20 protein-coding genes are annotated in these 23,479 nt (G+C 44.8%); 15 read left to right on the top strand and 5 right to left on the bottom strand.

What is annotated here, in order from left to right; all coding sequences use genetic code 11:
* Positions 1-30 precede the first annotated feature (30 nt).
* Positions 31-1,008, bottom strand: coding sequence for a transposase (locus L2755_RS11250; protein WP_248980789.1), 978 nt, complete (start codon positions 1,006-1,008; stop codon positions 31-33).
* A 433-nt stretch (positions 1,009-1,441) separates the two neighbouring features.
* Between L2755_RS11250 and mtnN the strand changes: the two genes are divergently transcribed.
* The 6 genes from mtnN (at position 1,442) to L2755_RS11220 (ending at position 5,362) form a co-directional block, all read left to right on the top strand.
* Entirely contained in the window at positions 1,442-2,140 is a 699-nt protein-coding gene (gene mtnN / locus L2755_RS11245; protein ID WP_248980788.1) for a 5'-methylthioadenosine/S-adenosylhomocysteine nucleosidase, read from the top strand.
* 37 nt (positions 2,141-2,177) lie between these two features.
* The gene (locus L2755_RS11240; protein ID WP_248980787.1) at positions 2,178-3,173 is read left to right on the top strand and encodes a cobalamin biosynthesis protein CobD/CbiB; all 996 of its coding nucleotides are present in this window, start codon (positions 2,178-2,180) and stop codon (positions 3,171-3,173) included.
* Between the two features lie 141 nt (positions 3,174-3,314).
* Positions 3,315-3,692 (top strand): DUF2721 domain-containing protein, encoded by a 378-nt coding sequence (locus L2755_RS11235; RefSeq protein ID WP_248980829.1) that lies wholly within the window; start codon positions 3,315-3,317, stop codon positions 3,690-3,692.
* Positions 3,689-4,312, top strand: a complete 624-nt coding sequence (locus tag L2755_RS11230) for a trimeric intracellular cation channel family protein (RefSeq protein ID WP_248980786.1) — start codon at positions 3,689-3,691, stop codon at positions 4,310-4,312. Before L2755_RS11235 ends, L2755_RS11230 begins: the two co-directional genes overlap by 4 nt.
* Positions 4,312-4,791 (top strand): nuclear transport factor 2 family protein, encoded by a 480-nt coding sequence (locus L2755_RS11225; RefSeq protein ID WP_248980785.1) that lies wholly within the window; start codon positions 4,312-4,314, stop codon positions 4,789-4,791. The genes L2755_RS11230 and L2755_RS11225 overlap by 1 nt, the downstream gene beginning before the upstream one ends.
* Before the next feature lie 181 nt (positions 4,792-4,972).
* Positions 4,973-5,362 (top strand): hypothetical protein, encoded by a 390-nt coding sequence (locus L2755_RS11220; protein WP_248980784.1) that lies wholly within the window; start codon positions 4,973-4,975, stop codon positions 5,360-5,362.
* Between the two features lie 103 nt (positions 5,363-5,465).
* On the opposite strand, the gene tyrS is transcribed toward L2755_RS11220, so the two are convergent.
* Positions 5,466-6,662 carry a tyrosine--tRNA ligase gene (tyrS, locus tag L2755_RS11215; protein ID WP_248980783.1) on the bottom strand — a complete coding sequence of 399 codons (1,197 nt, stop codon included), beginning with the start codon at positions 6,660-6,662 and terminating at the stop codon, positions 5,466-5,468.
* Positions 6,663-6,788: 126 nt separating this feature from the next.
* On the opposite strand from tyrS, the gene L2755_RS11210 reads away from it, so the two are divergent.
* A complete protein-coding gene (locus L2755_RS11210) occupies positions 6,789-8,204 on the top strand; it encodes a peptidoglycan DD-metalloendopeptidase family protein (RefSeq protein ID WP_248980782.1) in 1,416 nt (471 codons plus the stop codon).
* Between the two features lie 44 nt (positions 8,205-8,248).
* Positions 8,249-9,358, top strand: coding sequence for an anhydro-N-acetylmuramic acid kinase (locus L2755_RS11205; protein ID WP_248980781.1), 1,110 nt, complete (start codon positions 8,249-8,251; stop codon positions 9,356-9,358).
* A gap of 48 nt (positions 9,359-9,406) precedes the next feature.
* On the opposite strand, the gene L2755_RS11200 is transcribed toward L2755_RS11205, so the two are convergent.
* A complete protein-coding gene (locus L2755_RS11200; protein WP_248980780.1) occupies positions 9,407-11,563 on the bottom strand; it encodes a winged helix-turn-helix domain-containing protein in 2,157 nt (718 codons plus the stop codon).
* Positions 11,564-11,911: 348 nt separating this feature from the next.
* On the opposite strand from L2755_RS11200, the gene L2755_RS11195 reads away from it, so the two are divergent.
* From L2755_RS11195 to L2755_RS11170, 6 genes are all read left to right on the top strand, one after another.
* Positions 11,912-14,680, top strand: coding sequence for a TonB-dependent receptor plug domain-containing protein (locus L2755_RS11195; RefSeq protein ID WP_248980779.1), 2,769 nt, complete (start codon positions 11,912-11,914; stop codon positions 14,678-14,680).
* A gap of 121 nt (positions 14,681-14,801) precedes the next feature.
* On the top strand, positions 14,802-17,294 hold the full coding sequence (locus tag L2755_RS11190; RefSeq protein WP_248980778.1) for an alpha/beta hydrolase family protein: 2,493 nt from the start codon (positions 14,802-14,804) through the stop codon (positions 17,292-17,294).
* 113 nt (positions 17,295-17,407) lie between these two features.
* A complete protein-coding gene (locus L2755_RS11185; RefSeq protein WP_248980777.1) occupies positions 17,408-18,790 on the top strand; it encodes an alkaline phosphatase in 1,383 nt (460 codons plus the stop codon).
* A 190-nt stretch (positions 18,791-18,980) separates the two neighbouring features.
* Entirely contained in the window at positions 18,981-19,676 is a 696-nt protein-coding gene (gene aqpZ, locus L2755_RS11180; protein ID WP_248980776.1) for an aquaporin Z, read from the top strand.
* 134 nt (positions 19,677-19,810) lie between these two features.
* Positions 19,811-20,191 carry a DUF2750 domain-containing protein gene (locus L2755_RS11175; protein WP_101090528.1) on the top strand — a complete coding sequence of 127 codons (381 nt, stop codon included), beginning with the start codon at positions 19,811-19,813 and terminating at the stop codon, positions 20,189-20,191.
* A gap of 92 nt (positions 20,192-20,283) precedes the next feature.
* A complete protein-coding gene (locus L2755_RS11170; protein WP_248980775.1) occupies positions 20,284-20,727 on the top strand; it encodes a hypothetical protein in 444 nt (147 codons plus the stop codon).
* An 87-nt stretch (positions 20,728-20,814) separates the two neighbouring features.
* Here the strand turns inward: L2755_RS11170 and erpA are convergent, their stop codons facing one another.
* Both erpA and L2755_RS11160 read right to left on the bottom strand, forming a co-directional pair.
* Positions 20,815-21,165 (bottom strand): iron-sulfur cluster insertion protein ErpA, encoded by a 351-nt coding sequence (gene erpA / locus L2755_RS11165; RefSeq protein WP_101090530.1) that lies wholly within the window; start codon positions 21,163-21,165, stop codon positions 20,815-20,817.
* Positions 21,158-21,961: a DUF6776 family protein gene (locus L2755_RS11160; RefSeq protein ID WP_248980774.1), complete on the bottom strand. Its 804-nt coding sequence runs from the start codon at positions 21,959-21,961 to the stop codon at positions 21,158-21,160. The genes erpA and L2755_RS11160 overlap by 8 nt, the downstream gene beginning before the upstream one ends.
* Positions 21,962-22,027: 66 nt before the next feature.
* Between L2755_RS11160 and L2755_RS11155 the strand changes: the two genes are divergently transcribed.
* Positions 22,028-23,479: chloride channel protein (locus L2755_RS11155; RefSeq protein WP_248980773.1), on the top strand; the 1,452-nt coding region annotated here is incomplete at its 3' end.

The following is a 23,479-nucleotide window of genomic DNA, read 5'->3' as shown; positions in this document are numbered from 1 at the left end:
CTAAGTGGTCTTGAGGTGAGCTGTTGGAGTCTAGTCTACTTGCATATACTGACAACTATTTGAAAAGTGCCGTCGGCGCTTACCTAGGTGTTCACAGTAGCTATCTAGCTCCTGCAACGTACCCACTGGGCCGTGAAACAGTTGCCCAAACTCAGTGATGATTTTTACCCAGTTTTTAGTTGGAATGTTTAATCTGCTAAGGATTTTCTCTGCATTAGCTGATATTGCTCCTCGTTTATCATCGCGGATAACTCTGCCTGTATCATCAACTAATTCAAGGTAGTCTTTCAGCGAGAAAGCAATGCCTTTTGGTTGGTGCTCTCGCTCGTTGCCGATGAAGGGCAAGAGCTTGCTGGGTTGCTTTCCTTTTAGCGCGGCGGTGACTCTTAATTTTAAACTGGTGAAATCGGATTGCTCTGGTGTTGAAGCCATCTTAGCGCGAATTGGGTTTAGTTCGACATAAGCCATACAAGCTAGTACCGCAGCTTCATCTAACAAAGCTTGGGACTTAAAGCGCCCTTCCCAAAAATGGCCAGTGCAGTTATCTTCAAGGTTGGCCTGTCTGGCAATCGGTTCATTGAGACATCTCATGAACCATGAGATATCACTGAGACGTGAGCGGTAAATCGCTATTTGATGTTTCAACTGGGCAACGAGGTGTTCATCAATCACTTCACCTTTAGCAAACTTTTGAGTAAGCGCTGTACCGTTAAAGCATTTGTGCCATTGCTCAACAACATCCCTATCTGACCATTGATTCACCTTGTCTACATCGATATGCAGCACAATATGTAGATGATTACTCATCACAGCGTAAGCCGCGACATCAATCGCAAACACCTCGGTAAGCTTCAATATTTGCGTTTCAACCCAGCCTCTGCGGTGGTCATAATTTTTACCCGTGTACTTATCATCACCGCACAAAAACGCACGCCGAACCACGCGGCTACAACAATGGTAAAAAGGCGTGTCTTCGATGCTAATTAGTGTTCTTCTTGGGCGGGGCATAGTGACCTCCTACTGATACTCATCAATCAAGCTTAGTCGGAGGTCTTAACACGCGCCATTAATTATGGGTGTCTAAGGACTTTTTTTGCCGGGTGTCTAAGGACTTTTGCCGACTCTGATGAAATCAAGAGCGGGTACAAGCGCTTTACTCCTTGGCTCGACTCTTGATTACAAGAATGGGCGAAGCGCCACGACTTTGATTTAGGTTTTGGTTTAGATTTTAAAAAAGCAATAGCTGATAGAGCAGCCAAATCCTTTTGGGGCACAAACCTGTTAGCTTCAGCCAAACGTGGTTCCAATGACCGCTGGCCGGCGCATGTGCAAAGCGATACTTTGCACCACCTCCCACCTTACCCATAAGGCTTTTTCACTAAAGCCGATCACCGTGGTATATTGGCGCCCATATTCATTCAGGCAGTTAAAAGGTTATTTCATGAAAATCGGTATTATTGGCGCTATGGAGCCAGAAGTTGCGCATTTAGTTGAGTCGATGGAAAACTCGACCTCTACCACTATTGCGGGTATCGAGTTTGTCACAGGTCAATTAGCTGGCAAAGAGGTTATTGTTACTCGCTCTGGTATTGGTAAAGTGACCGCTAGTATTGCCACTACACTGCTTATCGAAAAGTATGCACCTGACGCGATAATTAACACAGGTTCAGCCGGTGGTTTTGCCGATGACTTAGCCATTGGCGATATCGTTATTTCGTCTGAAGTACGTCATCACGATGTTGACGTGACTGCTTTTGGTTATGAAATTGGCCAAATGGCCCAGCAACCAGCCGCGTTCATTCCTGATGCAACACTTGTTGCGGCAGCCAAAAAGGCGGTTGCTAGCCTTGGCGAAGTTAAAACCATTGAGGGCTTAATCTGTACCGGTGATAGCTTTATTTGCGACCCTATCCGCACTAAGACTATGTTGGAAAACTTCCCAACTATGGCGGCATGTGAAATGGAAGGTGCTGCAATTGCCCAAGTTTGTCATCAGTTTGCTGTGCCATTTGTGGTTATCCGTTCGCTTTCAGATAACGCTAATAATGATTCACCGGTTGATTTTGACGAGTACATTGTTAAAGCGGGCCACCATTCGGCATTAATGGTTATCGCGCTCATTGAGCAGTTAGCTAGCTAACACGCTACCGCAGAAATTTAAGGATATAACAGACACTATGGCTGTGGAGTTTACGAAAATCTTCTCGCAAGATAGTCAACTTTATATCGGGGCTATAGTGCTGTTAATGTCGATTCTTATCGCCAGAATGGCACCGTTGCCACGGCCGTTACAGCCGCTAGAGTGGTTGACGGATCTGGCCAAGAGTTTAAGTCTCAAAGTAAACCATACTCATCGAGCATCATCGCAGCAATTCATTGCCGGCATGCTGTCGACAATACTGTTAGTCCTGCCTTTTTGGTTAATCATTAGTTTCTTTATTGAACTCGCCGAATTCCCATGGTTTTTCGAAGCCTTGATTATCTATGTTTGCTTACAAGACGATCACTTTAGATACATTGCCAATGAGGTAGCGATTTCAATCCGCCGTGACAATAAAGCACGCGCCCGCGCATTACTATTGCCTTGGCTCAATCGCAGCACCCAATCTCTATCGAGCGTTGGGCTGAGTAAAGTCACCATAGAGCGTGTTGCCAACACCCCGACTTATGGCCTTGCGTCCACGGTACTGTTTTACTGTATCGGCGGTGTGCCGCTGCTGCTGATGGCGAGAATGATAAAACAGCTGGACAGTACTTGGCCTGTTAATAATCCTCAATATCGCTACTTTGGCATGCCTGTGTACGCGCTCAGTGCCGTGCTTCACTTTATCCCTGCCAAGCTATGGAGCTTTACCCTTGCCATTCAAGGTGGACCCAAAAGCTTGGCCACCCTGTGTAACCCAGATATTAATGCCACACCCATTATTGAGTACCAAACCAATGCCGTTATCGCCAGTGCATTAAATATCGAGCTCGCAGGCCCAGCTAAATTCTCGACCGGTAAAAGTACAGAACAGAAGGTCAGCATGCCAAAGTTAAAATATGGACCACTGCCATTAGATGGTGATATTCAGCGCGCCCTAAAACTCAATTCGATAGCATTTAGTTTGTGGACTGTGTCGATAGTTCTGTTACCTGTTATCTGGGGAACACTGCGAATATTGAACGGTTAACCACTCAAGTGAGGTTATAATTAGCCAAATAGACACTTATTCATCAAGAACAAGATCATCATCTTGTATAAATTGTTGGCGTTGGTATTATTCTTGTTCTGGTCAATATCTCATTAAAGGCTTATCCGTTTGTTAGATAACATTCATGTGTCACTCACAACACCTGCATTGCTATTTCCTGCAATTTCTTTACTATTACTGGCCTATACCAACCGTTTCTTTGCGCTAGCAGCGCTTATTCGTAGCTTAAGCTCCGCTGGCCAACCCATTCACGATAGCCAACTGAAGAATTTACGTCAGCGAATTAGCATTATCAAACGCATGCAGGAGTCAGGTGTACTGAGTTTTGCACTGTGTGTGTTGTGCATGATCTTTATCTATATTGGCTTTAACAAAATCGGCTCGGTCATTTTTGGCTGTAGCTTGTTATTACTGCTTTACTCTCTGTTGTTATCGGTTATCGAAATTCGCATCTCTGTTGATGCATTAAACATCCATCTAAAAGAGCTGGACAGATGATCGATTGGATCTATTTCTTTGATTTATGTGGTACCTCCGTTTTTGCCCTGTCAGGGGCATTAGCCGCTGGTCGGCACAAAATGGACCCCTTTGGCGTGATTGTATTAGCGTCGGTAACGGCTATCGGTGGCGGCAGTATTCGCGATGCAATATTGGGCGCGACGCCGGTTTTTTGGATCCAAGATCCCAACTATATCATTGTCATTTTAACCACTGTGCTACTCACTTTTATTTTTGTCCGCAAGCCTAAACGAGTACCTAAGTATATCTTCCCTGTCGCTGATGCACTTGGGCTGGCACTGTTTACCATTATTGGTGCAGAGAAAGCCTTAAGCCTAGAGCTGGGCGGAATGATAGCCGTGGTAATGGGGTTAATCACGGGGGTAGGCGGCGGCATTATTCGCGACTTACTTTGCCAACAAGTGCCGATGGTACTGCGCACAGAGATCTATGCGACGGCATCAATAATCGGTGGGATCTGTTACAGCGTTAGCTTATATTGGGGAGTGCCCGATATGTTTGCGCTGCTGTTTGCAATGGCAACCGCCTTAATCATTAGATTAGCCGCAATACGCTGGCATCTGTCCTTACCCGCTTTTGACTTAAAGACGCAACAATAATGAAATTACGATTTTTCAGTTTGATCTTAGTTTTTTTCAGCCTTCCTTCCTTTGCTAACAGCGGCGATATGCCCAAAGAGCAACAGTTAGCAGTCAAGTATATTGAGGCTTTTACCAGCCAAGATTACGCAAAATTAACCTCATTTTATAATCGTGATAGTGTATTTAATGACAGAACCGCCAGCCGAAAATATACCGGTAAGCGCCATATATTAAGCTTCTTGAAGCGCGCCCATCAAGGCGTACTTGAATACACTTTTAGTATTGAACATATGTTTAACTCAGGCTCTCTAGTCGTGCTAATAGGAAACTATCGTTACAAGGGCCCAGGGGAACAGTTCGGCAAGCCTGGGCGTATTATTGATATCGCCATTCCCGGCGTGACCACCTTGAGTCTCGACATGACCAACAACCGCATCAAAGAGCACCAAGATCTAATGGACTACCAAACCATGTCCGATCAATTATCAACTCAGTAAATATTCATTAACGAGGACGAGCTTCAGCGACAAATCACCATAGCAAGCTCAATACCGCACCGCGACAAAGGCATATCAACTCGAGCTTAATGGGCGCTAGATCGCATTTAGGTGCTTTTTTAGGAAACTTTTTCAATTAAGCCTGTCAAAACAGTAGAGACTTTTTTTGCTGTAGGTCGTTATGAATATTCGTCGTACCCTTTTTGCTGTATCAGTACTCTTTTGTAGTTCCGCTGCGGCCTACGAACAACCGATTGTTGTATCTTATGCTGTGCAGCCGATTAACCACTTTAATCAACAACTCAGTCAGGCCCAAGTAGAGTCACTAAAATGGACTCAAGCGCCAGAGTCGATTTCAGCGCAATACTCAGGAGACAAGTTTGCCTTAGCCAGAGTTAACAACTTTCAGGGAAAGGTGATCACCTATAGCGTCAGCCAGCAAAGTGATAAACATCCAAAAATGCTGTTAATTTTGTCTATGGAGAAACAGAAAGGCTTGTGGACATTAGATGACGCCAAATTAACTTGGCAATGTAAAAACGGCCTGCATTTTGGTACAGACCGTTGTTAAAATACTAAACAGCTAGTTTAGTATCGGTATAGCAACAGGTATAACGCGCTCAGCAAATGAATTCGCCAAGCACAATAAAGCCCGCTTTTTAAAACAAAGTGCTTTATACCAAGGTGATCTTGGCGAACTTACGCTTACCCACTTGGAATACACCAGTCGTACCCGCAGTTAACTGCATACGGGTATCTTCAATCTTATCCCCGTCTATCTTGGCAGCACCTTGCTTGATCATGCGCATCGCATCAGATGTAGATTTAACCAAACCCGCTTCTTTGAGTAAGTTAGCAATCGCTATCCCCTCACCAGCAGCAATCTCGAGCTCTTCGATATCTTCAGGAATTGCGCCTTTTTGGAAGCGGTTGATAAACTCTTGATGGGCAGCATCTGCTGAGGCTTCATCATGGAAGCGAGTAATAATCTCTTTTGCCAACGCTATTTTAATATCACGCGGGTTAGCGCCAGCTGCAACGTCAGCTTTAAACTGTTCAAGCTCAGTTAACGGACGGAACGACAAAAGTTCAAAGTAACGCCACATCAACTCATCGGAGATAGACATGATTTTACCGAACATTTCACCGGCTGGCTCACTGACACCAATGTAGTTATGCGCCGACTTAGACATCTTCTTAACGCCGTCTAAACCTTCAAGCAGAGGCATCATAATCACAGTTTGCGGTTTTTGACCGGCAGACTTTTGTAGCTCTCGGCCCATCAACAAGTTGAACTTCTGATCCGTACCACCGAGCTCAACATCAGCCTCAAGTGCAACTGAATCATAACCTTGTAGTAGTGGATACATAAACTCATGAATGGCAATCGACTGACCAGAAGCATAACGCTTTTTAAAATCGTCACGTTCCATCATGCGCGCAACCGTTTGTTGCGACGCTAAACGGATCATACCAGCGGCACCGAGTGGCTCTAACCAGGTAGAGTTAAATTCGATACGTGTTTTTGCTGGGTCCAAAATTTTATAAACCTGTTGCTTATAAGTTTCGGCATTAGCGAGTACTTGCTCACGCGTTAACGGAGGACGCGTACTGTTCTTGCCACTTGGATCGCCAACCATACCAGTGAAGTCGCCAATCAAGAAAATCACTTCATGACCGAGCTCTTGGAAGGTACGCATTTTATTCAAAATGACGGTATGCCCTAGATGAATATCGGGTGCGGTTGGATCGGCGCCCAATTTGATCTTCAGTGGACGACCCTCTTTTAACTTCTCCAGTAGATCCGCTTCAAGTAAAATTTCGTCGGTGCCACGTTTAATTTCTGCTAATGCTTGCTCTAAATCAGCCATGTCGGCGGTTACTCCTGGGAGCCTAATCATAAAATCTGGAGACCAATGTTACTTGTTAGCCAGCACAAATGAAAGTGTGTACACTAAGGGGATCACTAAGAAAGCGCGAATTTGGTACCAAGATCCATGGGAAAGGTTATAACTTTATTTAAATTACTGCCAAAATTACATCAAATACTCTTATGTATCTTAGTTTTTGTCACGCTAATTATTATCTTAATGCCCTCTGATGATGTCCAAGCATCTAAGCAGACGGTCTCATCAAACGGCGAATACGGCTTAAATACTCGTTATGAAGTGCCGCTAGCTTTTCGTACTCCCACGCCACCTTCTGGCTCTGAAGCCATTAGCATTGAAAATGCCGAGTCGCGAAAGCAACCATTAGTGCAGCCTTCAACACATCGCAAGGCTCACACTGCAACGACTAACCCGGTTGTTGAACAAGCCAACATTGCACCAGTATTAAACGAGAAACACTTTCAAGTTAAGAGTGGTGACACATTAGCCGCGTTATTTAGCCGCGCGGGTCTAACGGCAAAAGATGTTTATGATGTGACTCAACTGCCAAAAGCCAAAAAGAACCTGCTAAAAATCATGCCTGGTGATGCCTTAGTCATTGCTAAAAATGATGGTGGTCAATTGGTACAACTTCGCTACCATATTGACAAGATATCAACCTTAGTCGTTAATCGTGTCGATAACGGCTATAAAGAAAGTATCACCACCAAAACGGTTGAAACCCGCAATAAATTTGCCAACGCCACCATCAAGAGTAATTTTTGGAATGCGGGCGTTGTTGCTGGCTTAACCCCTAACCAAATAATGCAGCTGGCGACCATCTTCGGTTGGGATATTGATTTTGCGTTAGATCTCAGAAAAGACGATCACTTCGCGATACTTTTTGAAGAGGAATACGCTGATGGTGAGTTCCTGCGCAACGGCAATATTCTCGCCGCAGAGTTTACTAACCAAGGTGACAGTTATACCGCGGTTAGGTATAAAGATGGCAGCTACTATTCAGCCGAAGGCCGCAGTATGCGCAAAGCGTTCTTACGCTCACCGGTTGACTTTAAATATGTCAGTTCTAGCTTTAATCCGCGCCGTTTGCACCCAGTAACAGGCCAAGTAAAAGCGCACCGCGGTGTCGATTATGTGGCTAAAGTAGGTACCCCAATTAAGGCTGCAGGTAAGGGCCGGGTGATAAAATCAAGCTATAATCAATATAATGGTAATTACGTTTTTATTAGGCACAACGATACGTACACCACTAAGTACTTGCATCTTAAGAAGCGTAAAGTAAAAAAGGGTGCTTCGGTTAAGCAGGGGCAGATCATCGGTACACTTGGCTCAACAGGCCGTGTCACTGGCGCTCACTTACATTACGAGTTTATTGTTAATGGCGTGCACCGTAACCCACGCACAGTAAAACTCCCTAAGTCTGAAGCTATCGCCAGCAAAGAGAAAGCGCCATTTGCCATCGTCAGCAAAAAGCTGATGACAGAGCTTGAGCATAATAAGCTGGTACAGATAGCATCGCATTAGCGTGTTTTTATATTTAATCAATGCCAACATAAGAGTTCGATACCATGAACAAAAGCTATTACATTGGCCTAATGTCAGGCACCAGTATGGACGGTGTCGATGCCGTGCTGGTTAAGTTTACCGCTGACACGCCGACTTTGGTTGAGCATCATTCTGAGGCTATCCCTGCGCCGCTGTTAAAGAATCTACAAAAATTGTGCTTACCTGGAAATGATGAGATCAACCGCTTGGGTTACTTAGATCGCGCTGTAGGTAAGCTGTTTGCTAAAGCCGTCAATGCTCTACTTGAAAAAGCTAGTATTGATAAGCTCGCGGTTATTGCCGTCGGTAGCCATGGCCAAACCGTCCGCCATATGCCGAATTTAGACATGGGTTTCACCCTACAAATTGGCGATCCAAACACCATCGCAGCCGAAACGGGTATTGATGTTATCGCTGACTTTAGGCGTAAAGATATTGCACTCGGTGGCCAAGGTGCGCCCCTAGTGCCCGCCTTTCATCAACACGTATTTGCAACGCCAAACCATAAACGCATTATTCTCAATATTGGCGGCATCGCCAACATCACATACCTGCCCGGTAACACCGACGCTGTAACGGGTTTTGATACCGGTCCCGGTAATACCTTAATGGACGCCTGGATCCAGCATCAGCAAGATCTTCCCTATGATAATGAGGGCGCTTTGGCTAAATCCGGCACCAGCGATGAAAAAATGCTACAGCATCTGCTATCGCACCCCTATTTTTCGTTACTAGCCCCTAAAAGCACCGGCCGTGAACTGTTTAATCAGGCCTGGTTAGAGCAGCAACTTGCCGAATTTAGTTATTTGACTGAAGCCGATATTCAGTCAACCTTACTGGATTTAACTTGTTACAGCATTGCCAATGACGCATTAGCACTAACAACAGAGGCTGAGATGTACGTATGCGGCGGCGGCGCGTACAACACCGAGCTCATGTACCGTCTGCAAAAATTGTTACCGAACTATAAGCTAGTGACCACAGCAGAGCTGGGCATTAACCCACAGTGGGTTGAAGGCATTGCTTTTGCGTGGCTCGCTATGCGTCATCACCATGGTTTATCTGGCAATCTGCCTGCTGTAACAGGTGCAAGCAGAGAGGCAATACTCGGTGCACGGTTTCCCGCAGATTAACATCAGATAACTTTAATTAAGGCATTAAAGTTAACTCTAGCGTTAAGGTTAATGCAGCAATTTATGATTGAGCAATATCACATCTCGTTTTGAGTATTCTGACAATGTCATCAAAAGCCGCCTTTTATCGGCAATGAAGCTCATCGCACCGTATGAGGTTAAGCTACTGGAAGGCAGTTTTAATATTGGGGTGATTAACTGGGTGTTGAAGCTCCAAAAGTTGATTAACTGATAACTGGAGTGTTTCTCTCTAAAATACACCCCTTTATCGGTAACCACCCAATTATAATCCTCGTCAAACACCTCTGAGGAGATCAATACCCTCATGTTGTCCACTTGGTTAAGATCTAAAATCCATAGGCCTGGCTTACTGACTCTTGTAAACACTATTTGTGAGCCATTAATCATCTTAGCAAGCCTCACTTCGGTGAAAGTGATAGGCTGAGGACGGCTGTTGGTTAATGAAAAGGCCAATAATCCATCATAGGTTGATGAAAGCACTCGTTTATCATCCTGACTCCAACTTGGCCTTCTGTGATCGAGATACTTGGAAGCGAGTATGCTTACCCCTCCAGTTGCAAGATCTAAAATATGGATTTTATTACCCTCATTTTTATCATCAGGAGCAAGAAAGGCTAACTTAGTACCATCATGCGACCAGCTTGGATAGGCAACACGTCTCTTCAAATCTGTATGTTGCTTTCTATTTCTTCCATTAACATCCGAACTCCAGATTTCATTGTTGCCGGTCTCATTTGAGACATAGACAATACGCTTAGTGACTGAAGAGTAATCAGGGTTCCTATGGCTAAATTCAGAGTTAGATAGGGGGAATATCGTTGTGGGTATTGCCTGATCAAGCTCTAAATAGGCAACTTTAAAGTCTTTGATGTATTTAGAAAATACCAGCTCTGTAGAGTTAGGTACAAATTTCGGATAGCTAAAGCCAACTAGAGATAAATTTGATATTTTCTTACTATTAATATCCACTAGATATCCACCTCTCACACCAGAGTTTTCGGTGCTGAACACTAATTTATCACTATCTGGGTGCCAGCTTAGTCCTCTAATATCCTCTAAACCTTGAGTAATTCTAATCTCATCACCCGAGCCTCTGTTTCGGATAAAGATATCTTCAGATATATTGCCAAACCGCCTCGAAATAGCGATCCAGCGACCATCTGGACTATAGGCGACATCACGATCACGGTAGTCACAGCCTTTTTTACATGAGATCCTAACAGGGTCTGTATCACCGGATAACGCCAACTCATACAAACCACTATATTCATCTTGCTCATCATGCCAGATGTAAATAATAGCCTTACCATCAGGTGATATATCTAATGCCGAACTATAGGAATAGCATGGTGCAAGATGAACAACTTCATGGCTAGCAAGAATAAATTGCGACAGATGGCATTCACCATTTTGACGAGTTTCACTGGGATAAAGTAACGACTTGCCATCAAGGGTCCAAATAGCTCTTAGCTCTTTGGTCTGATTAGAGGTTAAACGCTTTGGTGTACCGGTCGATGAATGCAGATCTTTCAAATAAAGGTCTGAGCCTTTACCATAGACTAGCCAACGTCCATCGGGAGAGACAGCTGGGTATAACTCAGCACCTGATGCTCTTGTTAACCTGTTTTGTTCAGTTTGCATTAATTGCTTACCATCTTGGTACAGGTGAAAGAATGCCCCCGCCGCAACAAAGATAAACATTATAACAATGGCAATCCCCACTCTATGGAGTTTCTCTTTTAACGCCTTTACCTTTGCTTGCTCGACCTCTAAGACTTCAGGCTTAGAAACAAGATCATCAGGCTTAAACTCAGGCTCTATCAATAAGCGATAACCTGTCTTTCTCACCGTCTCTATCGCTTCAGTACCACTTTCCTCAACTAAGGGAGTTAGGTGTTTTCTCAGGTTCCATATCGCATTCGTCAGCGCCTTAGTACCCACATAGCTATTGCCCTCCCAGATACTCTCGATCAATTCCTCGCGGGTAACAACATTAGGATACTGCCGAGCAAGGTAACTTAATAACTCAATGAATTTAGGTTGCACAGAGATCTTGTTTGTCGAGACACGGTCCTCTATATCAGTCCCTAACTGAGCACCGTTTTTAAAGTTCAGGCTGTTATCGCTAGGGGTCACTTCACACCCGGCTAAAGTAAAAACCGCCTCTTTTCTAATCTCTATCATCTTTTCTCCGCAGATAGCACCAAGCTCATTTTTTTAATTTTAACGCAGCCACTTTTGATAAAACCTCAACTCAGCAATAAACAGTTTACAGTCTGTCAACACGAAAATGCAAGTACTTGCGACACCAGCAAACCGCGCATAACACTTTAATAATAAAAACAATAGATATTAAATAGACATATAAACAGCATATAAACGACACGCAGACCATTGCTTGAGATCAACAATTTCTTTACAACTGAATACAGCTGACAGAATGAGGTTGTATTTTGCAGATCGACAGCGATAACAAGTTAGGGGACATCAGTAAAACTCCTAGAAAATTATAAAAACAAGGACTGAAATAAGATGAAAAATCAGATGAAATTATCAGCTTTGACATTGGCCATGACTATGGCTGCGCTAACAACGTCATCGCTACAAGCTGCAGAACAAACTGCAGGTAAAGACGCTAATAATGAAGAGATTGAAAAAATTGCAGTGACTGGCTCACGTATTAAGCGCGCCGACTTTGAAGGTGTCGCACCAGTTACGGTGATCACCGCAGAAGATATCGCTAATAGCGGTCTATCATCTATCGCTGAGGTTCTTCAAGCGTCAGTGGCAAATACTGGTGGTTCTCTTAACGGTGACAGTGATGGTTTCACCGATAGCGCCAGCTCGGTCAACCTTCGCGGTATGGGTGCCAACAGAACGCTAGTATTGATTAATGGTCGTCGCCAAGCCTCATTCCCATCAGCGGCAGGTGGTACCTCAAACTTTGTTGATGTTTCCGATATTCCAACTGCTGCCGTAGACCGTGTTGAGATCCTTACTGGCGGTGCATCTGCTATTTATGGTTCAGATGCAGTTGGTGGTGTAGTCAACATCATCCTTAAGAAGCAATATGATGGTGCCAAAGTAGAAGCTAAATACTCAGATACAACCCAAGGTGGTGGTGCGCAGTCAGACCTATCGTACCTGCAGGGGATCAACACAGAAAACAGCCAAACCCTGATCATGCTCGAATACCGTAAGGTTGAAGCGATTCAAACGTACCAGCGTGATGGCCTATACAGCCCAGCCTATTATGAAGATGAAGATGGCGATACACGCTGGGGAGCAGGTCCATATGGTGACTCTGGAGCATCAAGCTGGGCATCCTGGATTCGTGATTACGATGAAGTCTATCACTCTGAAGAAAAACAACCACTTGATGAAGCTCAGTGTACTAACCTATTCGGTGATAAAGGCATTTATGTAGAAGCTGGCTCTTATGATTGTTACTACGATAAGTATGCCGAACGTGGCCTACAGTCTGAATATGACAGAATTAACCTAGTGGTTAATAGCACTTACGATCTTAACGATGATTGGCAGTTGTACGGGATGCTAAATGCATCGTACAAAGAATCAACAAAATACAAAGATGAGAAAGGTTTTGGGGATTACTTCTACCAAGATGAAGTCACAGGTGCATACAGCTACGATAAGTATGAATTTGAAGATGATAACAAATTCCAGATGCGCCGCCGTATGGAGGAGTATCCTGGACCACGTACTTATGATACTCAAAATACCAAGGCATCGCTGGCTTTTGGTGCTAACGGCACCATTGGTGATTATGAGTTAGATATCTCTTGGTCTAGCGGTTATGCACTGTATGAAAAGCAAAACCACCATATGGTCAGTGCAGATGCGCTACTTGGCATGATAACTTTCGACCCGAACCATACTGATGCTTCAAAGTGGTACCCAAACAACAAATTAACCACAGAGCAAGCCGAAGCACTTATTGGTGACTCAACCAAAAAATCAGATTCTAGCATGCACCAGCTGCAAGCTGTATTTACTGGCGACCTAATGGAGCTAGATGCGGGTACTGTCGGTTTCGCAACCACTGCCGAATGGGCACGTGAAAGCTATGAAGATACCCTCGATGAAACCACCATGAGTGGTGGCTTTATCGGTATGGGTGGTACCGGCGGTAAGGGTGACCGTGACCGCGTCGCTGTTGCTGGTGAACTGCAGATCCCACTACTTGCTGACATCACTGGCGTTAAGTCATTAGATCTTTCTGCTGCACTTCGTTATGACCAATATCTCGATGATTCAGATGTTGGTGGAGCAACTACGCCTCAAGTTGGCCTAAGTTACCGCCCAATCGATGAGGTAATGGTACGTGCGAACTGGGGTAAGAGTTTTAGAGCGCCCGATATGCATCGCCTCTATTCTGGATTAACAAGAAGCTTTGGTGGTACATCATTTGACCACCCAACAATTCCAAATGAGATTTATGAAGATAGCTATGACGGCTTTAACTCAGGAAATCTTAACCTTACTGAAGAGGAGGGCGAATTCTGGAACTTCGGTCTAGTCGCAAATATCACAGATAATGCCGATCTGACTATTGATTGGTGGAATATCGAACTTGAAGGTGCGGTTAAGACTATCTCAACTAACGAGATGCTAGAAGACTCAAGCTATAACAAGGATGGTCAATATACCGATTGCTCGACAATGCCAGAAGTGGGTTACCTGACAGAGTTTGATGATGACGGTATTCAAAACATCGCCTGTATGCGCAAAGGTCCTATCAACAGCGCCTATGAAGCATCGGAAGGTATCGATGCTAGTTTCAACTACGTATTCCCTGAAACCGCTGCTGGTGAGTTTAAGTTCAAGCTTGCAGCCTCTTACCTACTCAAGAAAGAGTATCAAGAGAGAGAGGGTGATGAGATTGAGGAGCAGACCGAGACAGATTACTTCCCTAAGTGGAAAGGTAATGCCAGCCTAAGCTGGAGCTATGAAGATTTCAGAGCAACAGTTGCTTACTACTACACTGGTGAAGCTGTTGGTACCGATCTGTTCGAATATGTAGATGCTGATGGAGAAGATGTCGAGTCGATTGAGACTGATACTTTAGATCCATACCAGACTATCAACATCACACTGTCTTACTATGCACCTTGGAAAGGTAAATTCACCGCAGGTGTTAAAAACCTAACTGATGAGATGCCGCCACTTTACGATATTCGTAACGACGAGCACAACGACTGGCCATACTATGAGGACGATAACAGCAGCTACTCTGCAAAGGGTCGTAGCCTGTTCTTAGGTTACTCCCAGAAGTTCTAATTAAAGTGCGATTGACACAAAGCACGAATTAAACAAAGAAGTAGCAAAACTGTAGCGCCCTGCAAAGGGCGCTTATTCTCCCTTTTCACAGTTAAATCCGCCCTTTTATCAGGAGATAAAAATGTCTCGAATATCCATCTTTATGTATTCCCTGATAGCTTTATTAAGCACATCTAGCATAGCAGCAGAATATCAAGTTCCCTCTCAAGCACTTAAACAAGTGGTAGAGCAGAAAAAAAAGGTCAGTACTCGCCTATCGAATAATAAACAGTGGTTGGCACTGCTAACCCCAAAGACACACAAAGATATTGAGTCATTGGCCAAACCTGAGCTTAAACTTGCCGGGCTTAGATTATCTCCAACCCAGCTAGTCCCAAGCCGCCTTAAAACCCAGTATCTAAAACTAGAGCTTATCGAGCTATCGACTATTGAGCTTGCTGCGAGCGCGCAAAATAGTGAGCCCGTGAAACGAACCATTAAGCTACCGACCACATCGATTGCCAAGGTAGAGTTCTCACCTGACAGTCAATATATTAGCTTTATTGCCCTTACAGAACATGGCGCTGATATCTATCTCTATAACATCAAAAAGAACCAAACCAAAAAGCTCAACCCGAGTCGACTAAATGCCACCCTTGGCCTGAATTACAAGTGGCTATATAACAGTCAAGGTCTACTCACCAACATTGCACTTAACACTGTACCTATGCCTGAAACTAGCAGTGACGTTGGGCCAAATATCAGTGTCACCAACGCCCAAAAAGCCCCTAGACGAACCTATCAAGATCTATTGAAAAATGCACAAGATGATGAACTCTTTAATAGCTTAACGCGCAGTCAACTCACCTTGATCTCTCTAGAGGGGAAAACCACCGCAATAGGCAAGCCAGATATCAATATCAGTTACAGAGTATCACCCAATAATGAGTATATTCTGGTTAAACAGATCGCTCCCCCCTTCTCCCATGTGGTTAAGTACAGGGATTTTGCACAAGATGTACAGCTCTATAGCCTTAGTGGGGTTCACCTTAAGACCCTCGCTAAACTTGAAAGCAGTGCATTTAGACCCTCAGGTAGTGATTCAGTCAGAAAGGGACCGAGATTAATTCATTGGCGCGCAGATAAGGCCGCTACACTGGCTTATGTCATGGCCTTAGATAAAGGTGATAGCAGCATAAAAAGTCCATTTCGCGATCAATTGATTGAGCTATCGGCACCATTTAGCCATAAAGGCGTCGAGCGAGTAAAAACCCCCTGGAGAATCGCCAATATTCAATGGGGCGAAGACGAACTAGGTTTAATCACTGAGAAAAACTCCGCCAAGAAACAGATGCGAGTTAGTTTTTTTAATACTCAGCAACATGCACCACTAAAGCTTTGGTATCAAAAAGCAGTAAGAGATAGCTACAAAGACCCTGGCAAGCTTGTCTCCCATAAAGCGATGATTGATGGACAGCAGGCTGGTCGGCTATTTACGGTAGAAAACAGTCAGCTACTGCATTATGGTCTCGGTGCCTCACAAAAAGGCTATCAGCCCTTCCTCAAGACATTAGCAGTAGATCTGCAGTCTACAAAGGCTCAACCACTCATTGAAACTTCAAAGACACTGTGGCGATCATCCGCTGATAAGCTTGAAACCATCCGCTATGTCATTAGCACAGAGCCACTGAAACTGATCATCAATAGACAGACAAAAGACACCCCATCACACCTTGTTTTCATTAATGAACAATCTAAAAGTGAAACCGTAATTGAGCCAGCTAAAACTGGACTAAGTACATTTAAGGGGATGACTCGTAAGCTAATCACCTACAAGCGCGCAGATGGCCTGCCTCTATCGGGTAACCTTTATCTCCCTCAAGGTTACCAGCCAAGTGATGGTCCCCTACCCGTACTAATGTGGGCCTACCCTAGAGAGTATAAAAATGCTGAAGTTGCTAGCCAAGTAAACTACTCACCTAATCAATACAGTTACATCAGCCCTAAGGGACCCGTCCCTTTTGTCGCTAATGGTTTTGCTGTATTTGACCGAGTGGCTATGCCCATAATTGGTGTAGGCAAGGAGAAACCTAACGATAATTTTCGTACTCAACTCATTGATAATGCGAAAGCTGCTATCGATACCTTAGTTGAGATGGGGGTGGCTGATAGAGAAAGAATAGCCATTGGCGGTCACTCCTACGGAGCCTTTATGGTGGCAAATTTATTGGCACACTCAGACCTTTTCGCCGCAGGAATCGCACGAAGTGGCGCCTATAACCGCACCCTCACACCTTTTGGCTTCCAACATGAGAAGCGAAATTTCTGGGAGGCTCCAAGCCTCTATCAGCAGATATCGCCATTTACCCATGCCGATAAAATTGATGAACCCCTTCTCATCATGCATGGCGAGATGGATTCAAACTCCGGCACCTACCCGATGCAATCAGCAAGGTTATTTAAAGCGATTAGAGGACTAGGTGGCCAGGCAAGGCTAGTGACATTCCCCTATGAGAGTCACAGCTACAAAGCTAAACAGTCGATACTGCATATGTTGTGGGAGCAGGAGGAGTGGCTAGATAAGCATGTCGGTCATAAACCTAGCGCGCCTGAAACTAAGGTCAGTTTTCATTAGCTTGCTCGAACTCATTATACAAACAACGATTAGACAACAGCAGCACACAGCGTGAGACTGAAACGCTGTGTGCCACAAATTAATACTCAACGCTCAATTTCTGGAGCCACATTATGAACGCCGTTAAGTTCAGTTCCTTACTATCCAGCCTGTCGGCTATCAGCACATTAGCGCTATTTATTGGCACCGTCAGTGCCATCCTTAGCTTTACGTTATCTGCCGATGATAAAGCCCCAATACCGGATGAAGATATTCCTAAAAATATCATCTATCTCATCGGCGATGGCATGGGGCCCGCCTATACCAGTGCCTATCGATATTTTTCCGATAGACCCGATACCAAAGCCGTTGAAAAGACTATTTTCGACCAACTTCTTGTGGGCATGTCCAGCACCTACCCCGATGATGATACTTATGTCACCGACTCAGCAGCGGCGGCAACGGCTTTGGCCACCAGCATAAAAACCTATAATGGCGCGATATCGGTCGATCGCCAGCACGACTCTCTCCCGACTATGATGGAGATGGCAAAAGAGATGGGGAAAACAACCGCTATCGTTGTAACCTCGCAGATAAACCATGCTACGCCAGCCAGTTTTTTAGCCCACAATGAAAGTCGAAGAAACTATGATGAAATTGCCGATAGCTATTTAACTAACCTTATCAATGGCCAGCCTGTCGCTGATTTGATGTTAGGTGGTGGCACTAAATACTTTATCCGCGAAGATAAAGATCTCACTCAAAGCTTTATCGAACGTGGTTATCACTACATCGACAACATGGACAACCTCAGCCAAATTACCCAGCTTCCTGCGTTAGGTCTATTGGCTAAAAAAGGCTTAGAGCCGGCATTAGGTAGCAAATACCCTGCGCGTTTAATGCAGATGACCCAAAAAGCATTGCAGCTTGTTAGCGCAAGTAAAAAGCCCTTTGTGATGATGGTAGAAGCCAGTCAAATAGATTGGTGTGGCCACAGTAATGACATTAGTTGTGCCATGGCAGAAATGGATGATTTGGCAAAAACGGTTAGCGTAATCAAAAGCTATATTGATACCCATCCAGATACCTTGCTGGTGATGACCGCAGATCATTCAACGGGGGGATTAAGCTTGGGCAGAGAAGGTACTTATCAATGGAAGGGGCAGTTATTAAAAAATGTCACCATGATGCCCAGTGCTATTGCAGCAAGCCTGCTTAAATCTGATCAACCACTTACACTCTGGCAGCAAGCGACTCAATTACCGCTGACTAAAGAGCAGCAAGCACAGTTAACAGCCAATATCGCAACCGCTAAATCGGCAACAGAACCGACAAGAAAACTAACTTCCTCAATCAAAAAACTCATCGATGAAGTCACCTTTACTGGCTGGACTACCAGTGGTCACGACGCTGTCGATGTGCCTGTTTTTGCATATGGTATGGGTTCACATGCCTTTATCGGTCATCAAGATAATACCGATATCGCCACAACCTTGATGCAGATGATAGCCCGCTAACCTCCCTCGTTTCGTCACGCTTATATTTGCACTCAAATAGGCGTGGCGAATGTCATCAAATTAACATTTCTTTGAATTATGCTTTATATTCAATAGCGAGTGCGCAAATTTCATACATGAACCACATAGTGAATCGTTAATGCAGTCTGTTCATTGAGGTATGTAGGTCAAATCAAAAGGATTAAGATTTATGAACATATCTCAAAAAATGGCAGCCGAGTTTATCGGCACCTTGTGGTTAGTATTAGGCGGTTGTGGTAGCGCAGTATTAGCAGCCGCGTTTCCTGATGTAGGTATTGGCTTACTCGGTGTCTCATTTGCCTTTGGTCTTACCGTACTCACCATGGCATTCGCCATCGGTCATATATCAGGATGTCATCTAAACCCTGCAGTCTCATTTGGACTCTGGGCGGGTGGACGTTTTCCGGCATCCGATCTAGCACCTTACATTATTGCTCAAGTGGCTGGCGGTATTGCAGGCGCCGGTATTTTGTACCTCATAGCATCGGGCCAAGATGGTTTTAGCTTAGCGGGAGGCTTTGCTTCGAATGGCTATGGCGAGCATTCTCCAGGCGGTTACAGCTTAACCGCTGCGCTTATTTGCGAAATTGTGATGACGCTTTTCTTTCTGATTATTATTCTTGGTGCAACTGATGAGCGCGCGCCAAAAGGCTTTGCCCCTATTGCCATAGGCCTAGGCCTAACCCTCATTCACCTCATCAGTATTCCGGTAACAAACACCTCGGTAAACCCTGCACGTAGCACTGGGCCAGCGCTGTTTGTCGGTGATTGGGCATTGTCTCAGCTGTGGTTATTTTGGGTCGCACCGATAATCGGCGCAATATTAGCGGGTGTAATCTATAAATTCTTTAACGCCAAAGCGTAGAGATAACAAAAAGCAGAGCCTATTCGGCTCTGTTTTCTTTTTCATTCCCCGGCTAAATGTTACTATCCGTTCCAATTCGGCGCATTGAGTGCATAGCTTACGCCCGCCCCATTTAAAATGAAGAGATGTAGACCATGAGCAACAAAAGCAAAAGCATGAAGCAGATTACTGAAATGACGCCAGAATCTCGTTACGACTACCTAGTAGAGCAAGTAACAGAGCACAAAACATTGTGGTCTTTACAAGATGCAGATGGTTGCGTAATGCTAACCACCGATGATGAAGACTGCATCCCTATGTGGCCAACAGAAGAAGCTGCAGCGCTTTGGGCTGTTGATGACTGGCAAGATTGCCAAACACTCGCCATTCCACTTGATGAGTGGTTAGAGCGCTGGGTTCCTGGTATGCAAGACGACGACCTTTTCGTTGCCGTATTCCCAGTACAAGAAGACTTAGGTGTAGTTATTCAGCCGTTTGAGTTAGAAGAACGCCTTGCCCCTAAAAAGAGCCACTAAATATATACCCAAGCCAGCTTGGGTATAGTGTAGCTTCACGGCTAGCAACCTATTGCTAGCCGTAGTCATTCCCGCCTAATAGAGAATACAAAGTGGATACTAATAACACTGCAGCTGCTCCCAATACGCTTAAGCAAGTTAGCATGCCGAAACGCCTTATTGCCCTACTCGTTTTTCTGCTACTGATCTCCGTCAGTGGCCTGATTGCTCAGCAAGGGGTATTGTTTTGTATTCTCACCTTGTTCATGGTGCTCGCCATCATCGGCAAGCAAAAAGCTGGCTTAATCATGCTGCGCGTATACACCTCTTTGCTGCTGGCTGTTGTGAGCATGCTCCCTTTAGTGCTTTACGATGCTGAAGCATCCGCAGGCTCTGGCCCCGCTAATTTTGCCATCGGCAGCTTTGAGGCTCCTGTGCCTGACTGGATAATATTTAGCATCTTGATTTTGCTAGCCATCATACAAGTGTGGATAGCCTTCACTCGTAAAGTCGGCAAGTACTTTAATCGAGAAGTGAATCTCAACATCATGCGCTGAGCTATTATTAGTAGAGCAGACACAAAAAAGCCGTCAATTGACGGCTTTTTATTGAATGACACTTTAATGCCGAACGCTATAATCAGTTTACACTGAGAAGCTGGCACCACAACCGCAGGTTGTGGTCGCATTCGGATTTTTCACAAAAAAGCGTGAACCCTCAAGGCCGGTAGTGTAATCCACTTCACCGCCAACAAGGTATTGTAGGCTCATAGGGTCAACAACTAACTGAACACCCTGCTTCTCTACCGTAAAGTCACCCTCGTTTACTTTTTCATCAAAAGTAAAGCCATATTGGAAACCTGAGCAACCGCCACCCGTTACGTATACACGTAGCTTAAGTGCATCATTTTCTTCTTCATCAAGCAAGGTTTTTACTTTTGATGCTGCCGCATCAGTAAAGCGGATTGGCAGGGCATCTTCAGCTTGTTCAGTCATTATTACCTCTTACATCTAATTGCTGTGCAGAATTATCTAATACCTGACCATTTTGTTCAAGTATTATGACCTGCTCTTTTTCATTCACGAGTAATTCTTGTGAACTAAATTCTTGTTCGGTTTGTGAACCCTTGGTCCAGCGACTCGCTGGCACGACGACCTTGGCCTTCACTCTAGCTAAGATAAAGCCCTCAGGCAAAGTGAATTCGGTCTCTAACACCTGAAAATATCTAAACCTAAATTTAAACGAGGCGTCGCTTAATTCAGATAATTTAATCGACTTGGGCTTGCCATCTTCAAGTCCAATCAATGTCACTTCACTGCGACCAGACACCGAACGCTTGCGTTTTTCGAGTTGGGTAAGCACTAACTTGAGTCGATATTGGCGCGGCATCAACGCTGGTGTTAGCTCTAAGCCGTTAATGGCAATCCCATCGGCGCTGTTTTCCGGCGCCATCACACTGCGATAAAAGGCCAGCTCTCGCGCTAACGCTTTCTGTTTGCCCTCTTGCTCAACAAACATCGCCTGCATATTAACATTAGCCTCTCGCGCTAATGCTAATTCAATATTGCGAGCAGCCAACGTATTGGCTTGCGCTTGTAGCTGCGCCGAAAACTCTACTGTTCGATCGACTTGCTGCGCTACTTTCGGTGTAAAATAGGGCGAGCCAACGTCAAAGCACAGTGCCCCTAATACGAAAACAACGACTATCAACAAAGATAAATATGCGCTTGAGGTACGAAATTGTCGTTCAATCACTTGCAAGCGATCGATCCAACGATGATAATTTGCCATTAAGTAACAGCCCCTTAATAAAAGTCTCACATTTAGATGTAAATGTGACAATCAAAAATTTTGGAAATGTCTGTGTATCAAACCATCGTCAAAATGCAGCAACAAACTAAAAAGTATCTCAACACCAACCTCAAAGATACGCTGTCTCAAGCGAAGGTCAGTGTTCAGCTGTGTTTACTCGCATTGCTTTTTGCGTTGTTTGCGTCAGGTGTCATCCTGCTTTTTAGATTGCTCTTAGTGTGGTTTGACACCTATACCCAGACTCAAGCCCTGAATTTTACGGATATCATCGATGACTGGCGAGTGTTATTGCCGCTTTTTGGATCTTTTTTAATCTGGGGAGTGGCAAAAATGGGATCCAAGCGTTATAAACGCATGGGAATTGCCTATGTCATCCACCGCGTTAAGCTGCATTACGGCAAAATTCCACTGCAATCAGCCCCTGGGCAATTCTTCCAAGCCTTGTTTGCCCTTGCCACGAACTTCTCAGTCGGCCGAGAAGGTCCCGCAATTCATCTTGGCGCTGTTAGCGCCAGTGTTCTTGCCGAAAAATTCAAACTGCCCGATAACAGTGTTCGCATTATGTGTGCCAGTGGTATTGCAGCAGGTATCGCCGCTATCTTTAATGCCCCGCTCGCCGCGGTGATCTTCGTATTTGAAGTGGTTTTACGTGAGTACAAAATTCACTACTTCTTCCCGGTGATGTTATCTGCTATTTGCGGTGCGCTCAGTAGCCAAGTTGTCTTTGGCAACGTTCATGAATTTGAACAGATTGGCGCTGCTGTCATTCCTCTTAGCCAGTATCCCTTGCTCGCACTGTTTGGCATTGTCTTAGGTTGCGTTGCCGCCTTTTTCAATCGCACCCTGCTGAGCGTGACAGCCGTCGGACAAAAATGGCCACTACTGCAACGATTATTACTGGCAGGCGCTATCACCACCCTGGTTGGCCTAATCTTGCCTGAAGCGATTGGTAGTGGCGAGCTGGCCATTGCCGAAACCATTAGTGAACACCCCAGCATTCTGTTTCTAAGCGCGATATTAATTGGCAAAATGGTGGCAACTATTGCGGCTATTGGACTGGGGATCCCAGGCGGTTTGATTGGTCCACTTTATGGTATCGGCGCACTGCTCGGCACTATTTTGGCGCTCGTTTGCGCCATGTGGTTCCCATCCATTGCGCCCTATATTGGCCTATACACCATCATTGGTATGACGGGCATGATGGGCGTGTGTTTAAGTGCTCCACTTGCCGCATTAGTCGCACTCATAGAGCTGACGGATAATGCCTCTATTATTTTACCGTCAATGTTTGTGGTTATCCCTGCATTTTTGATTTCACACCAAGGCTTTAAGACCAAGTCTATCTTCTTTAAACAACTTGAGATTATGGGTCTTGGCTATAAAGTGGCTCCGGTTAACTTAGGGCTACAAAAAGTCGGCGTTCGCCACCTTATGGATAAACGCTTTATTATTGTCGGTGATAACGATGAGCTACTGCTGGAAGTGCTGAAACGGGCC

Origin of the sequence: Shewanella abyssi (genome assembly GCF_023284025.1) — a bacterium.
Classification (GTDB): Bacteria; Pseudomonadota; Gammaproteobacteria; order Enterobacterales; family Shewanellaceae; genus Shewanella; species Shewanella abyssi.
The sequence above is the reverse complement of the archived record's forward strand: the minus strand, read 5'-3'. Positions and strand labels throughout refer to the sequence as shown.